At 63.3% G+C, this 15,406-nt stretch carries 9 protein-coding genes and 2 pseudogenes; 3 read left to right on the top strand and 8 right to left on the bottom strand.

Annotation, left to right across the window (positions count from 1 at the left end; all coding sequences use genetic code 11):
• Positions 1 to 70 precede the first annotated feature (70 nt).
• From REH34_RS05295 to REH34_RS30135, 3 genes and pseudogenes are all read left to right on the top strand, one after another.
• Positions 71 to 1,306, top strand: coding sequence for an exonuclease SbcCD subunit D C-terminal domain-containing protein (locus REH34_RS05295; RefSeq protein WP_311970995.1), 1,236 nt, complete (start codon positions 71 to 73; stop codon positions 1,304 to 1,306).
• Positions 1,303 to 2,700, top strand: a pseudogene (locus tag REH34_RS30130) (AAA family ATPase); the annotation flags it as partial. The gene REH34_RS05295 and the pseudogene REH34_RS30130, both read left to right, overlap by 4 nt.
• Before the next feature lie 1,731 nt (positions 2,701 to 4,431).
• Positions 4,432 to 5,085: pseudogene (locus REH34_RS30135) on the top strand (SbcC/MukB-like Walker B domain-containing protein); the annotation flags it as partial.
• Positions 5,086 to 5,204: 119 nt separating this feature from the next.
• Here the strand turns inward: REH34_RS30135 and REH34_RS05305 are convergent.
• From REH34_RS05305 to REH34_RS05340, 8 genes are all read right to left on the bottom strand, one after another.
• Entirely contained in the window at positions 5,205 to 6,377 is a 1,173-nt protein-coding gene (locus REH34_RS05305) for a lactonase family protein (protein ID WP_226506656.1), read from the bottom strand.
• Between the two features lie 135 nt (positions 6,378 to 6,512).
• The gene (locus REH34_RS05310) at positions 6,513 to 6,692 is read right to left on the bottom strand and encodes a hypothetical protein (RefSeq protein ID WP_226506657.1); all 180 of its coding nucleotides are present in this window, start codon (positions 6,690 to 6,692) and stop codon (positions 6,513 to 6,515) included.
• A gap of 141 nt (positions 6,693 to 6,833) precedes the next feature.
• Positions 6,834 to 7,955: a lactonase family protein gene (locus tag REH34_RS05315; RefSeq protein ID WP_311970997.1), complete on the bottom strand. Its 1,122-nt coding sequence runs from the start codon at positions 7,953 to 7,955 to the stop codon at positions 6,834 to 6,836.
• A 103-nt stretch (positions 7,956 to 8,058) separates the two neighbouring features.
• Complete coding sequence (locus REH34_RS05320; RefSeq protein WP_311970998.1) at positions 8,059 to 8,337, bottom strand: DUF5629 family protein; 279 nt, start codon at positions 8,335 to 8,337, stop codon at positions 8,059 to 8,061.
• A 54-nt stretch (positions 8,338 to 8,391) separates the two neighbouring features.
• A complete protein-coding gene (locus REH34_RS05325) occupies positions 8,392 to 10,728 on the bottom strand; it encodes an MMPL family transporter (protein ID WP_311970999.1) in 2,337 nt (778 codons plus the stop codon).
• Positions 10,725 to 11,672: a WD40/YVTN/BNR-like repeat-containing protein gene (locus REH34_RS05330; protein ID WP_409373312.1), complete on the bottom strand. Its 948-nt coding sequence runs from the start codon at positions 11,670 to 11,672 to the stop codon at positions 10,725 to 10,727. Before REH34_RS05330 ends, REH34_RS05325 begins: the two co-directional genes overlap by 4 nt.
• 224 nt (positions 11,673 to 11,896) lie before the next feature.
• Positions 11,897 to 14,554 (bottom strand): aminopeptidase N, encoded by a 2,658-nt coding sequence (gene pepN, locus REH34_RS05335; protein WP_311971000.1) that lies wholly within the window; start codon positions 14,552 to 14,554, stop codon positions 11,897 to 11,899.
• 13 nt (positions 14,555 to 14,567) lie between these two features.
• The gene (locus REH34_RS05340) at positions 14,568 to 15,398 is read right to left on the bottom strand and encodes a DUF2797 domain-containing protein (RefSeq protein ID WP_311972049.1); all 831 of its coding nucleotides are present in this window, start codon (positions 15,396 to 15,398) and stop codon (positions 14,568 to 14,570) included.
• Positions 15,399 to 15,406: the final 8 nt, after the last annotated feature.

A 15,406-nucleotide genomic window follows, 5' to 3' on the forward strand; every position in this document is an offset into this window, starting at 1 on the left:
TTCTCCTGTGGGAGCGGGCTCTACCCGCGAAGGCATCACCGCCACACAGAGGAACCCCGACAGGATTCCCATGCGACTGTTCCACACCTCCGACTGGCACCTGGGTCAAAGCCTCCACGGCCAGGACCGCGACTTCGAACACGGCTGCTTTCTCGATTGGCTGCTTGGCCAGCTCAAGCACCGCCAGCCCGACGTACTGCTGATTGCCGGCGATATCTTCGACACCGTCAACCCGCCGGTCAAAGCCCAGGAGCGGCTCTACGACTTCATCGTCGCCGCCCACGAGCAGCAACCGCAGCTGACCATGGTAATGATCGCCGGCAACCACGATTCCGGCTCGCGCATCGAGCTGCCCGCCCCGCTGATGCGCCGCTTGCGCACTCACGCCTTGGGCCGCGTGCTGTGGCTGGACGACGGTCAGCTCGACGCCGAGCGTCTGCTGTTGCCGCTGCCCGATGCCAGCGGCAAGGTCGCCGCCTGGTGCCTGGCCCTGCCGTTCCTGCGCCCGGCGGAAGTCACCGGCCTGCATTTGGGCGACGACTACCTGAAGGGCATTGCCCATGTGCACGAATCCCTGATCAAAGCCGCCAATGCTCGCCGCGAGCCCGACCAGGCGCTGATTGCCATCAGCCACGCGCACATGGCCGGCGGCAGCGTGTCGCTGGAATCCGAGCGCAGCCTGATCATCGGTAACGCCGAAGCCCTGCCTGCCAGCCTGTTCGACGCTAGCATCGCCTACGTCGCCCTCGGCCACTTGCACAAGCCCCAGCAGGTCAACGGTGAATCGCGGATCCGCTACAGCGGCTCGCCGATCCCATTGTCATTCTCCGAGATCGCCTACAAGCACCAGATCCTGCAGATCGAATGCCAGGACGATCAACTGGTAAGCGTCGAAGCGCTGCCCATTCCCCGCGCGGTGGCCCTGATGCGCGTCGGTCCCTTACCTTTGGCCGAGCTGATTAAGCGTTTGAGCGAGTTACCCGATCTCGACCTGCTCGCCGACCCCGAGCGCCAGCCATGGCTCGAAGCGCGGGTGATCCTCGACGAACCGCAACCGGACCTGCGCCACCAGATCGAAACCGCCCTGCAGAACAAAGCCGTGCGCCTGGTGCGCATCGCCGCCGAATACGCCGGCCGCGGCCGCCAGGAGGATGACGACGGCCCGCTGATCGAGCTCGGCCAGCTGAGCCCGGTAGAACTGTTCAGCCGCGCCTGGCAGGACAGCTACGGCAGCGCCGCCGATGATCAGGCCCTGAGCGATTTCGCCCTGCTGTTGCAGGACGTGCAACTGGAGAGCGAAGCATGAAGATCCTCGCCATCCGCCTGAAAAACCTCGCCTCCCTGGCTGGCCCGATCGAAGTCGACTTCACCGCCGAACCCTTGGCCAGCACCGGCCTGTTCGCCATCACTGGCCCCACCGGCGCCGGCAAAAGCACTCTGCTCGACGCTCTCTGCCTGGCGTTGTTCGGGAGCGTGCCGCGCCTGGGCAACCTCAAGCGCGAGACCAAGGTGCCAGACGTCGACAGCGACATCGGCTCCGACGACCCGCGCACCTTGCTGCGCCGTGGCAGCGGCAGCGGCTTTGCCGAGGTGGATTTCGTCGGCATCGATGGCCGTCGCTACCGCGCCCGCTGGGAAACCAACCGCGCCCGCGACAAGGCCAACGGCAAGTTGCAAAACAGCAAACAGAGCCTCTACGACATCGACGCCGAGCAAGTGCTGACCAGCCAGAAGCGCGAGTACGAGCTGCTGATCGAGGCGCGCCTGGGGCTCAATTTCGAGCAGTTCACCCGCGCCGTGATGCTCGCCCAAAGCGAGTTCAGCGCCTTCCTCAAGGCCGACGACAAGGACCGCAGCGAGCTGCTCGAAAAGCTCACCAACACCGCCGTCTACAGCCAGCTCGGGCGCCGCGCCTTCGTCAAGGCACGCGAAGCCCAGGACGCGCACCGCCAGCTAGAATCCGAAGCCGTGGGCGTGCAACCGCTCAGCGAAGACGAGCGCAGCCTGCTCGATCAGCAGTTCAGTGAAGCCCAGCAGCAACTCGAAGCGCAGCGCGGTCAACTCAAGCAGCTCGACCAGCAACGCCAGTGGCTGGCCGAATTTCTGCGCCTGCACACCCAGGTCAACGAGGCCGTCACCCAACAGCAGCACGCCCAAGGCCAATGGCAGGCGCTCGCCGGCGAACGGCTCGACCTTGGCCTGCTGGAGCAACTGGGCCCGCAGCGCCATCTGTTCGCCCGCCGCCAGGTGTTGCAGGCGCAGTTGACGCCCCTGGCCGAACAGCTGCAACAGATGCGCGAACGCCAACGCCGGCTGAGCAGCGAACAAGCCCAACTGCAAAGTGCCGGTGAGCAAGCGCGCCAGGCCTTGAGTGCGGCCCAGGCGCAACAAAGCGAATCGGCACCGCGCCTGCGCCAGGCGTTCGAGGCCGAGCGCGATCTGGCCCGCATGCAACAAGAGGCCGACGCCCTGCAAGCCCAGGTCGCGACTCACCACCAACAGACCGAGGCCGGGCAAAAAAGCCTCGACGATCTGCTCGCCCGTCAGCAACTGAGCGCCGCCACCCTGGAGCGGCTGCAGGGCGAGCTGGAAAAATCCGCCGAACTGGCGCCGCTGGCCGACGCCTGGAGCGCCTGGCGCGATCGGTTGCAGGCCTACTTGCTGGTGCACAACCGCCTCGCCCAGGGCAGCACCGAACTGGCCCAATTGCGAGCGCGCGCCCAGCGTACCGGCGAGACCTTGGCGGCCCAGCGCAGTACCCTCGAGGTGCTGTACCGCGAAGCCGATACCGAGCCGGATGCCGTCGCCGAGCAGGTGCAGATACTCGCCAGCCTGCTGCAAGACAACCGCAAGCAACACCGCGCCCTCGAAGAACTGTCGCGCCTGTGGGCCAGCCTGCAGGAACTCGACCGCCGCGCCGCCGCCTTGCAGGAAGATCAAGCCACCGCCCAGCAGCAACGCGAGCAACTCACCGGCGAAGGCTTGCAGACCCGCGACGCCTTGCAAGTGGCCGAGCAGGCCCTGAGCGTCACCCGCGCCTTGCTCGAGCGCCAGCGCCTGGCCCGCAGCGCCAGCGTCGAAACCCTGCGCGAGCAATTGCAGAGCGACGAACCCTGCCCGGTGTGTGGCAGTACCGAGCACCCTTGGCATCAACCCGAGGCCCTGCTGCAGGACATGGCCGTACACGACGAGCAGGAAGGCGCCAGCGCACAACAGGAGGTCGATGCCCTGAAAGAAAAGGTCGTGGAACTGCGCGAGCGCGTCGGCGGCGTGATCGCCCGCCAGAAGGATTTGCTGCAACAACAGGAACGCCTGCATCAGGAACGCAGCGCGCTGCTGCCGACCCTCGAAGCCCACACGTTGGGCAGCGCATTGCTGGATCGCGACGCGCCCCAGCGCGATGCCTGGCTGAACCAGCAACTGAGCCATCTCGACCAGCAGATCCGCCAGGACGAAGTGCGCCAGAACGCCCTGCTGACCCTGCAACAGGATGCCGCGCGCCTGCAGCAGGAACTGCGCGCCGCCACCCAGGCCAGCGAAACCGCCAGCCAGCAACTGGCCGAGCAGCAAAGCCAGCTGAACAACGACCAGCGGCGCCTTGATGAAGACCGTCAGGCATTCGCCGCCGTGTTGCCGCCCAGCTGGATGGAAGGGCTGGTCGTGGATGCCGCCACCACCTTCATGCAGCTCGATCGGCAAGTGGCCGAGCGCCTGGCCGGCGCGGAGCAACATCGTGACGAACACAACGAGCAGCTCGAACGCCAGCAACTGATCGACCGCCAACAACTGCATCAGCAAAATGCCGCGCAGCAACTGCAAGCGCTACAAACCCGCCTCGGCGAGCAGACGGCTCAGTTGCAGACCGTGCGCGAACAGCTGCTGCAACTGCTGGCCGAACACCCCAGCGCCGAACACTGGCAACAGCATCAACAGCAAGCGGTCGAACAAGCCCGCACCGCCCAGACCGAAAGCGAACAGCGGGTGCAGGAGATCGACCGGCAGTTGCTGCAACTGGCCACCGAACTCAAGGGCAGCGATGAACGCCTGCAGGCGATGACTGAAGAAAGCCAGACCCTGGCCGGCGACATCGAACAGTGGCGCGCGCGCCATGCCGAGCTCGACGACGATGGCGTGGCTCGGCTGTTGAGTGTCGATGACGCGCAGTTGCAGGCGCTTCGGCAACGCTTGCAGGCCAGCGACAAAGCCATCGAACAGGCCCAGGTGCTGGTCGCCGAGCGCGAGCAACGGCTGCAGGCCCACGCCGCAGCGCATAGCCCTGCCGTGGCAGCGGAAGCTGCCCCAGCCACGACTGGCTCAACAGCTGTGGAGGCGGACGAAGGAGCCATCCTTGACACCCCTCCAAGCCCCGCCGTGTCCATCCCGACACCTTGCTGGGCAGAGCCCAGTCCCACAGAGATTCAGGCATTCGGCGAACAGCTCGAGCAGGCCCTCGCGCAGTTGCAATCCGCCGTGCACAGCAGCGAACAGCACAGCGCCGAGCTGCGCGCCCGCCAGGTCGACGATCAACGCCGACGCGACGCCAACCAGGCTCTTGCGCAGCGCATCGCCCTGGCCTATGCCGAATACCAGCGCTGGGGCCGTATCAGTGCGCTGATCGGTTCAGCCAGCGGCGACACCTTCCGCAAGATCGCCCAGGCCTACAACCTCGATCTGCTGGTCCACCATGCCAACGTGCAACTGCGCCAACTGGTGCGCCGCTACCGCCTCAAACGCGGCGGGAGCATGCTCGGGCTGTTGGTGATGGACACCGAGATGGGCGACGAACTGCGCTCGGTGCATTCGTTGTCGGGGGGTGAAACCTTCCTGGTCTCGCTGGCCCTGGCATTGGGACTGGCGTCGATGGCGTCGAGCACGCTGAAGATCGAATCGCTGTTTATCGACGAGGGCTTCGGCAGCCTCGATCCCGAGTCGCTGCAACTGGCCATGGACGCCCTCGATGGCTTGCAGGCCCAAGGCCGCAAGGTCGGGGTGATTTCCCACGTGCAGGAAATGCACGAACGCATCCCGGTGCAGATCAGGGTGATACGCCAGGGGAATGGCTTGAGTACGGTAGAAGTCGGCTAATCCCGAAAACGCTTTCGCGGGCAAGCCTTGCTCCCACAATGGACTGTGGGAGCAAGGCTTGCCCGCGAAGACGTCACTTCAGCCAACGCCATTGCAGGAGCAAGCCCGGGTTTCAAGCCTCAACGCAAGAACTTGATATCCGAAGGCGAATCGATCGCGAAGGTCTGCACCGTCGCGCCCAGCAAACCTGTGGCCGGATCACGCTTGACCACCACGATCTGGTTGCTCTTCTGATTGGCGATCAGCACGTACTGGCCGGACGGATCGATACTGAATTCCCGCGGCTCGATACCTTCCACCGAACGGCGCTGCAGCTCTTTCAATTCAGCAGTTTTGCCATCAATGGCAAAGACCAGTATCTCGTTGGTCTTGCCGCGGTTGGTGACGTACAGCAGCTTGCCATCGGCAGAGAAATGCAGCGCCGCACCGGCCTTGTGCTGGGGATCCTGCCCGGCCGCCAGATCAACCAGCTGCTTGCGCACCAGATTGCCCTGATTCACATCGAACACCGCCACCTGCCCGGCCATTTCCAGGGTCAGGTAGGCGTGCTTGCCATCGGCGCTGAACAGCAGGTGCCGCGGCCCACTGCCTGGCGGCAGGTCCACCGAGGCCGGGTTGGCGGCGGTCAGCGGCTGGCTGGTCTTGCTGGCGTTGTAGTGGTAGACAAAGATCTTGTCCGCGCCCAGATCCTGCACATATACGAAGCGTCCATCTGGCGACGACACCACCGAATGCACATGGCTGCTGGCCTGGCGCTCGGGGTTGACCTTGGAGGCAGGGTGCCGCTCTTGCTGCGCCACCTCCGTCAGATCGCCTTTGCGATCGATCGGCAACACCGCCAGGCTGCCGCCCGGATCGGGGTGCACCGCATAGTTGGCGACAAACAGATGCTGATCGCCCTTGGCCAGGCTGGAAAACGTCGGCTCATCGCCACGGCTCAGCACCTGACCACTGAATTTCAGATCATGGGTGCGCGGGTCCAGTGTAAAGGTACTGACCTTGCCCAGATTGTCCTTGGCCCCCGGACCGTTCTCGTTGACCACATAAACGCGGGTCTGTTCATGGTTGAGGGTGAGCCAGGAAGGATTTTCGCTGTCGACCACTTGCAGCGGCTGGGCGCCGAGCTGGCCGGTGGCCGTGTCGAAGCGATACCGATAGATGCCCTTGCTGGTCGCTCCGGTATAGGTGCCGATCAGCACATCGTATTGAGCAGGTTGGCTGGCAGCACCAGCAGCAGTGGCTGCCAGGCCCAAGGCACTGGCGAGCAGCAGAGGCATGAAGATCTTTTTCATTGTTGTATTCCCAAGGCAGTTGTAACCGAAACCCAGTGTAGAGTTAATTTTGTAACAGGGTGCGTCAGTATGACGCATCACCGAAACCGGTTACAGCCTTGGAAAGACATAAGACTTTCTCTGCCCGTGAATCAATCAATGCGAAACCTTGTGATCCAGCGCGGCGTAGAAGTTGGCGCTTTGTTGCAGGTACTTCTGGGTGTATGTTTGGGTGGTGCTGGGTTTGCTGCTGGTTTGGCCGTTGGCATGGGCTGGCAGCGCCACCGATACGGAAACGGCAGAAGCGGCGATGATCGAGAAAAGATTGAAGTTCATGATGAGTACCCTCGGGGATTCGGTTTGAAGTCATGCCGTTGAGGCCGTGAATTCAAAGTACGCCCGAGGGCTCATCTACGAAAATTCATTGCAGAAGTAGCGATTATCACTGCCATTGATAATCGCTCTCGGCGCCACGGGTTACTGGGTGAGAAACTTCACGTCGGACGGCGAATCAATGGCAAACGTTTGCACGGTCTTGCCCAGCAGGCCGGTCTTCACATCGCGCTGCACCACCACGATGGCGTTGCTCTTCTGATTGGCGATCAGCATGAAGTGCCCGCTCGGATCGATGCCGAATTCGCGCGGGTGATCGCCATCGACGCTGCGCCGCTGGATCTCGCGCAAATCACCGGTCTCGGGATTCACCGCAAACACCACCAATTCATTGACCGCACCGCGGTTGCTGACGTACAGGAAACGCCCATCGGCAGACAGATGCAGCGCGCCCGCTGCGCCCTTCGGCCCGCCCTGGCGGTCCAGGTCAGTGATCTTGCCCAGGTCCAGGCCGCCGGAACGGTAGTCGAACTTGGCCACCTGGGCGGTCATTTCCAGCGTCAGGTAGGCGTACTTGGTCTTTGCGTCGAATACCAGATGGCGTGGCCCGCTACCCGGCGGCAACTCGACCACGCTGGGCGTGGCAGGCCCCAACGGCCATTGCTTGTTGCCCGCGTCGAGGCGATAGATGAACACCTTGTCCGCACCCAGATCGCTGACATACACATAACGCCCGTTCGGCGCCGAGACCACGCTGTGCACGTGGGAGCCGGCCTGGCGTTCGGCATCGACATGGCTGGCGGGATGCCGCTCCTGCTGCACCACAGGCAACAGGCTGCCGTCTGGCGCGACCCCCATCGCCACCGCGCTGCCTCCAGGCTCGGGGTGCACCGCATAGTTGGCCACGAACAGCAAGCTCCCATCCTTGCTCAGGCTGGCATGGGTGGGCTCGTCGCCCTGGGTTTCGACTTCATTGAGTTGATCGATGATGTGGGTCTGCGGGTTGATCGAGAAGCTGGTGACCTTGCCGACAGTGTCGGCCTGCCCAGGTCCATTCTCGTTGACCGCATAGAGGTGTCGCTGGTCGGCCGACAGGGTCAGCCATGAAGGGTTGGCGACCACCACCAACTGCTCGGGTTTGGCGCTGATTTCACCGCGAGTACTGTCGAAGCGATAGCGGTAGATGCCTTTGCTGGTGCCTTGGGTGTAAGTCCCGACCAGCAGTTCATAACTTTGTGCAGACGCATTGGTTGCCATTATCAGCATGCTTGAAGCCACCACTAAAGGTCCCAGAATTTGTAGCATGTATGCATTTCCTGATAGTCATCCATGTTGGGTGAGGATCAGGCCGGAACTCCAAGACACTGCATTATTCTTGCTCGGCGTGTTCTTCATCTTGGCCACCGAAGGCCTGCACGCAGACTAGCTGATGCGCACCCGTGTCGTCACTGATACACCATGCTTGTAAATCAATATTCATGGCCGCGGCGGCGATTTGTGCTGGCGTGAACGTCCAGCGCTTGAGGTCCCTGCCGTCCATGCATTCAACGCGCAACCCGCTGGCGTCGAGGGTGAAGTCGAAGGCGTGGAGGTTGTCGATGAGGAGCATGTCGGTGGATTGCAGTGCGGTGATGAGGGTGTCGGTCATGGGGGGGGCGTCTGGTCTGTTTGAAAGTGCGCAATTGTAACCCACTGGCACTTGCTATCGACGGACGACCCAATACCGCACCAACGCCGGCAACAACCACAACGCCCCCACCATGTTCCACAGCAACATGAACACCAGCATCAACCCCATATCCGCTTGAAACTTGATCGCCGAAAACATCCAGGTCGCCACCCCCGTCGCCAGGCATAAACCGGTGAACAGCACCGCCCTGCCCGTCGATTTCAGGGTCTGGTAATAGGCTTCCTGCAACGGCAATCCCGCCTCGAGAAAATGCTTCAAGCGGCTGTAGATATAGATCCCGTAATCCACGCCAATACCCACCCCCAGCGCGACCACGGGCAAGGTCGCGACCTTGATGCCGATGCCCATGAACGCCATCAGCGCGTTGCCGAGAATGGACGTCAGCACCAGCGGGACAACGATGCATAGCGTGGCTGCGAGCGAGCGGAACATCGCCAGACACATCAATGCGACGCACAGGTAGACCAGCCCCAACACCAGGTTCTCGGACGAGCCGATCACTTCGTTGGTAGCGGCCTCGATCCCGGCGTTGCCGGCGGCCAGCAGGAATTTCAGGTCGGGGTGGTCATGCTGGGAGGCAAAAATATCGACGCTGTCGACCACTTGCGCGAGGGTCTGCGCTTTATGGTCGTCGAGAAACACCAGCACCGGCGCCAGCGAGCAGTCGCCGTTGTAGAGGCCGTCGGCGCGGGCCACGGCGCTGTTGAGCACCTGGGGGTTGCGCGACAGGGTCTGCCACTTGAGGCTGCCCTCGTTCATGCCCTTGATCGCCTGTTTGGCGACGGTCGCCAGCGACAGGGTCGACTGCACGCCGGGCACTTGGCCGAGGGTCCACATCAGGTCGTCGATAGCGGTGAGCGTGGCGTAGCTGGCGCAGTGTTCCGGCGCGGTCTTGACCATCACCACCAGCACGTCGGAGCGGGTGGCGTAGTGGTCGAGGATGAACTGGTTGTCGCGGTTGTAGCGCGAGTCGGCTCGCAGTTCCGGCGCACCGGGGTCGAGATCGCCGACTTGCAGGCGCTGGCCGTACCAGAGGCCGCCGATCAGCAACAGCAACGCCACGCACAAAGACCATGGCGCGACGCGGGGGCTCGCGCACCGAGCCAGCCAGCGCCAGAACGGCTGTTCGCGCCCGACATCCAGGCGACTGCGCTGCACGGCGCGGCGGCTGATGCCGGTGTAGGAAATCGCCACCGGCAACAGGATCAGGTTGGTGAACACGATCACCGCGACGCCGATCGCGGCGCCAATGGCCAGTTCGCGGATCACGCCGATGTCGATCACCAGCAGGGTGATGAAGCCTACGGCGTCGGCCAGGATCGCCACCATGCCCGGCACGAACAGCTGGCGAAAGGTGCGCCGCGCGGCTGTGAGTGGATCGGCGGCGTCGCTGAAATGCAGGGCGATGCCGTTGATCTTTTGCACGCCGTGGGAAATGCCGATGGCGAAGATCAGAAACGGCACCAGCATCGAATACGGGTCGAGGGCAAAGCCGGCCAGGTGCATCAGCCCCAGTTGCCAGCCCACCGCCACCAGCGTGGTCGCCAGGACCGCCAGGGTGCTGCGTAGGCAGCGGGTGAAGCCGTAGAGCAGCAACAAGGTGATGAACAGTGCGATGGCGAAGAACATCGCGACCACCGACAGGCCATCGATCAGGTCGCCGACCTTCTTGGCGAAGCCGACGATATGCACCTTGATGCGCGGGTTCTGCGTCTCGAAATGCGCGCGAATGCGGGTTTCAAGCTGGTGCGAGAACGCCTGGTAATCAAGCGAGAGCAGGCGCCCTGGCTGCTGTGGATCGGGGTAGGATTCGAGCAGCGGCACCTCGACGATACTCGAACGAAAATCGTTGGCTACCAGCCGCCCGACCTGACCGGACCGCAGCACGTTGGTGCGCAGTTGGTCGAGACTGGCGGGCGACCCGTCGTAGTCCTGGGGGATCACCTGGCCGCCAGCAAAGCCTTCTTCAGTGACCTCGTTCCAGCGCACGCTGGGGCTCCACAACGATTTCAGGCCGGTGCGGTCGACGCCGGGCAGGTAGAACAGTTCGTCGTTGAGCTGGCGCAGGGTCTCAAGGTAGGCGGGATCGAAGATATCGCCCTGCTCCGCAGCCACGGAGATACGCACGCTGTTGCCCAGCTCGCCGAGGTCACTGCGGTGGGCCAGCATGTTCTGAATGAACGGATGCTGCTGGGGGATCATTTTTTCGAAGCCGGTGCCGGGACGAATCTGCGCCGCCTGCCAGAACAGCAACACGCTGATCAGCGCGCACAGGGCGATGACCCAGGGCCGGCGGCTGAAGATCAGGCGCTCCAGCCAGCTGCCATTAACGCCCGCAGCGGCGCTCACGGTTGCACCGCTTCCACGGCGCCGGTGGCCGATGCCCGCAAGACGCCGTCCTGCCCGACCAGTATCAGCGCACCGTCGGCCGTGCCGGTGACGCCGGACAGCGCCAGGCGATCCGGGCGCTGCATCAGGCTGAACGTGCGGCCGTCGTCGGTGCTGCGCAGCACGCTGCCGGCATCGCCCACCAGCACCAGCGAGCCATCCGCCTGCAGGCTGCCGCCGCTCAATGATGGCTGGTCGCCAGGTAGCATGACGACCTGCCAATGGTCGCCATTATCGGTAGACCGATAGACGTGACCGCGTAGACCGTAGATCAGCAGTGTGTTGACTTGGGTCGTCGCCAGTACACCGAACAGCGAGCCTTGATAGTCGAGGGGCAAGCGCTGCCAGACGCGGCCTTGATCGGTGGAGCGGAACAGACTGCCGGCTTCACCGACAATGAACAGCGCGCCGCCTTTGGCAGCGGCGATGGCGTTGAGGTGCAGTTGTTCGGGGTTGTCGAGGGTGTCGCTGTGGTCTTGCCAATGGGCACCGCCATCCTCGGTACCCAGCAACGCGCCGTAGGCACCGACGGCAAAGCCGTGCTCGCGATCCTGGAACCAGACATCCAGCAGCGGCGCCTGGCGGTTGCGGTCTTCGAACTGCAAGGTCCAATGGACGCCGCCGTCCTGGGTGGCGAGGATCTGCGCGTCATGTCCGACCGCCCAGCCGTGGTCGGCATCGACGAAGTACAGCGCAGTCAGCAATTGCTGGCTGGGGACTGCCGGTGAGGGTTGCCACCGGCGGCCCTGGTCATCGGAATACAGCACGCTGCCGCGGTCGCCGACACTGACGAGGCGGTTGCCGGCGTGGGCGACGTCGAGTTGCAGCAAGGGGGCCTGGGACGCGTGGACCCAAGATGGAGCAAGGGCCGCCAGTAGCGACCCGATGCGCAGGATGGTCTTGATCACATGCGGTCCTGGGGAACAGGGAGGTCTATGGATTATTGATGCAGGACCGGCCTCTTCGCCGCCGAACGCGCACCCTTGGTCCCACAGAGTCGACTGGACTGGAGTCATACATCTGTGGGAGCAAGGGTGCGCATTCGGCGCCAATAAGGCCGGCGGGTGCTACAAAAAATCACGGTGTGCGCGATCACTGTGCAGAGGAGGCTTGCCCCCTCACTACAGGGTCAAGCCAAACTCTTGCTCACCACTTCATACACATCGCTCGACAACTCGCCGGACGCCAGAATCCGCTCCAGCTCGCCCTTCATCAGCGCCTGGCGCTTGCTGTCGTACTTCCTCCAGCGCGTCAGCGGCGCCAGTTGCCGCGAAGCGATCTGCGGGTTGAGGGCGTTCAGGCGAATGACGATATCCGCCAGGAAGCGATAACCCGAACCATCCGCTGCATGGAAGTTGATCAGGTTCTGCCCGGCAAAGGCACCAATCACCGCGCGCACCTTGTTGGGGTTCTTGAAGTTGAACGCCGGGTGCTCCATCAGTGCCTGCACTCGTGCCAAACCACCCGGCAAGGTGCTTGCCGCCTGCACGCTGAACCACTGATCCATGACCAGCGGATTGTCCTTGAAGTGCTCGGCGAAACTTTCCAGCGCCTTGGCCTTCTCCGCGCTATACGGCGAATTGACCAGCACGGCCAGCGCGGTGAGGCGCTCGGTCATGTTATCGGCGGCATCGAACTGCTCCAGCGCGGCGGCCAGCACCTGCGGCTGGGTGGTCAGCATCAGGTACGACAGGGCGATGTTCTGCAATGCGCGGCGCGAGAAGTGCTCGGCTTCGGCCACGTACGGGGTGGCCTTGGATACCTCGCGGTTGGCCTGATAACGGCGCCACAATTTGTCGTGCAGCTGCTCGGCCAATTGCAGGCGGGCGAACTCGCGAGCGGCATGAATGGCATCGACGTCCGCCACTTCACTGATCTCGGCAAGGTAGGCCTCACCCGGCAACGAGAGCATTTCGGAGACCATGGCCGCGTCCAGCTCTTCGTTGTCGAGCACAGTGCCCAGGGCCGTAATCAGGCGCGGATCGAGCACCAGCGGTGCACCGCTCTGGTACTGGCCGATCAGGTCCTGCAGCACCTGCACCGACAATTGCTGGCCAGCGTCCCAACGGTTGAAGCCGTCGCTGTCGTGCTGCATGAGGAACATCAACTGGTCGCGGTCGTAGGGGAAGCTGAGCTTGACCGGCGCACTGAAGCCGCGCAGCAGGGACGGCAACGGCTTGGCCTTGATGCCGACGAAAGTGAAGGTCTGCTCGGCCTCGGTCACCGACAGCACGCGAGTGGTGCCCGCCGCCTGCGCTTCGCCGCTCAGTTGCAGGGCGATTTCGGCGCCGCTGGCGTCCAGCAGGCCGAGGGCCACGGGAATCACGAACGGCAGTTTTTCGACCTTGTCCGGAGTGGCCGGGCAGCTCTGGCGGAAAGTCAGGCTGTAGGTCTGCGCGGCGGCGTCATAGTGCTCGCTGACGGCCAGACGCGGCGTGCCGGCCTGGCTGTACCAGCGCTTGAACTGGGTCAGGTCGACGCCGTTGGCATCTTCCATGGCCTTGATGAAATCATCGCAGGTCACGGCCTGGCCGTCGTGGCGATCGAAGTACAGGTCACTGCCCTTGCGAAAGCCCTCGGCGCCCAACAAGGTGTGGATCATCCCGACGACTTCCGAACCCTTCTCGTAGACGGTCAGGGTGTAGAAGTTGGAGATTTCGATAAAGCTGTCCGGGCGCACGGCATGCGCCATGGGGCCGGCGTCTTCGGCGAACTGGTGGGTGCGCAGATAGGCGACGTCCTGAATGCGCTTGACCGTGGCCGAGTTCATGTCGGCAGAAAAGCCCGAATCGCGATAGACCGTGAAGCCCTCCTTGAGCGACAGCTGGAACCAGTCGCGGCAGGTCACGCGGTTGCCCGACCAGTTATGAAAGTATTCGTGGGCGACGATGGCCTCGACCCGCTGGTGCGCGGCATCGGTGGCGGTTTCGGCGCGGGCCAGCACGGCGCTGGAGTTGAAGATGTTGAGGCCCTTGTTCTCCATCGCGCCCATGTTGAAGTCGTTGACCGCGACGATCATGAAGATGTCCAGGTCGTACTCGCGGCCGTAGGCTTGTTCGTCCCAGCGCATCGATTTTTTCAGGCTGGTCATAGCGTGCTGGCACTTGTCGATGTTCTCTGGTTCGACATAGATGCGCAGGGTCACGTCGCGCTCGGACTGGGTCTTGAAGGTGTCTTCGACGCACCACAGGTCACCGGCCACCAGCGCGAACAGGTACGCGGGCTTCATGAACGGGTCTTCCCAGGTCGCCCAGTGGCGGCCGTCGTCGTCCGGGCCGCTGGCGATCGGGTTGCCGTTGGAGAGCAGCACCGGGTAAGCGTTCTTGTCGGCGCTCAGGGTGGTGGTGAACTTGCTCATCACGTCCGGGCGGTCGAGGTAGTAGGTGATCTTGCGAAAGCCCTCGGCCTCGCACTGGGTGCAGAACATGCCGCTGGACTTGTACAGGCCTTCGAGCGCGGTGTTGGTCTCGGGGTGGATACGCACGCTGGTGTCGACCGTGAAGCGCTCGGCCCCAGGCTGCAAAGTCAGGCTGTCTGGGCTCTGGGTGTAGTCGCTGGCGGTCAGCTCGGCGTCGTCGAGCTTGACGCTCAGCAGCTCGAGCAACTGTCCGTCGAGCACCAACGGTGGCAGGCCTGCGCCGCGTGCCGGGTTGCGACGCATGACCAGCTGCGCATGGACCAGGGTGTGGTCGTCATGCAGTTCGAAGGTCAGGTGCGTCTCGTCGATCAGGTACTCAGGCGCCTGATAATCCTTGAGGTAGATCATTTTCGGCTGTTCGGTACGCATGGCCTGCATCCTTTTACTGGTGCACGGCGAGTTGATACGCCGTGTATTTGCGAATATTGATCACGCCGGTGTCGAAGATCAGGTATTGGCCCTTGATACCCATCAGGGTGCCTTCGACGATCGGGGTCTTGTCCAGGTTGAAGCTGACGACTTTGGTCGGATACTCGCTGACCGGGTAGCGGATTTCCAGTGGCTCGACGTCCAACAGCGGCTGGATCGCCTGCAAGCCGAAACGCGCCTGAAGCATATGAATACCGGCGGCGCAGCTGTCGAACAACTGATCGCGCACGGCGACCAGGTCCACGGCCTGGGCTTCGCCCTTGAGCAGCGCACGCCAGTTGGTGCGGTCGGCCACCTGGGAACGGAACAGGTCTTCGACCAGCCCGGATTGCTGACGGGTCGCCACGCGCATGATCGGCAGCGCCTGGCTGGCGCCCTGGTCGAGCCAGCGAGTCGGCAGCTGGCTGGCGCGGGTGATGCCGACCTTGATGCCCGACGAATTGGCCAGGTACACCACGTGGTCGGTCATGCAAAATTGCTCGCCCCAGCTCGGCTCGCGGCAGGTGCCTGCGTCGTAATGGCATTTTTCCGGAGCCATGATGCACACGTCACAGGACGCCAGCTTGGTCATGCACGGGTAGCAATAGCCCTGGCTGAAGCTGGTCTTGGTCTTGCGCCCGCAGTTCACGCAATGGATGGCGCCCAGGTATTCGAGGCGCACGGTCCTGCCGATCAGCGGGTTGACCGGAATACGCAGCTCGCCGAGGCGAAACTGGTACTGCACGGCGGCGTCCTGCAGCTCGGTGGCCATCTTGTTGACGACACCGCGCCCCAGCTCTTGCAAAGGTAGAT

The sequence above is a fragment of the Pseudomonas baltica genome, from assembly GCF_031880315.1.
Lineage (GTDB): Bacteria > Pseudomonadota > Gammaproteobacteria > Pseudomonadales > Pseudomonadaceae > Aquipseudomonas.

Bases quoted from the DNA above. Each gene is read 5' to 3' on its own strand.
- REH34_RS05295 (WP_311970995.1), top strand. From the start codon at position 71: ATGCGACTGTTCCACACCTCCGACTGGCACCTGGGTCAAAGCCTCCAC.
- REH34_RS05305 (WP_226506656.1), bottom strand. From the start codon at position 6,377: ATGAAAAAGATCTTCATGCCTCTGCTGCTCGCCAGTGCCTTGGGCCTG.
- REH34_RS05310 (WP_226506657.1), bottom strand. From the start codon at position 6,692: ATGAACTTCAATCTTTTCTCGATCATCGCCGCTTCTGCCGTTTCCGTA.
- REH34_RS05315 (WP_311970997.1), bottom strand. From the start codon at position 7,955: ATGCTGATAATGGCAACCAATGCGTCTGCACAAAGTTATGAACTGCTG.
- REH34_RS05320 (WP_311970998.1), bottom strand. From the start codon at position 8,337: ATGACCGACACCCTCATCACCGCACTGCAATCCACCGACATGCTCCTC.
- pepN (WP_311971000.1), bottom strand. From the start codon at position 14,554: ATGCGTACCGAACAGCCGAAAATGATCTACCTCAAGGATTATCAGGCG.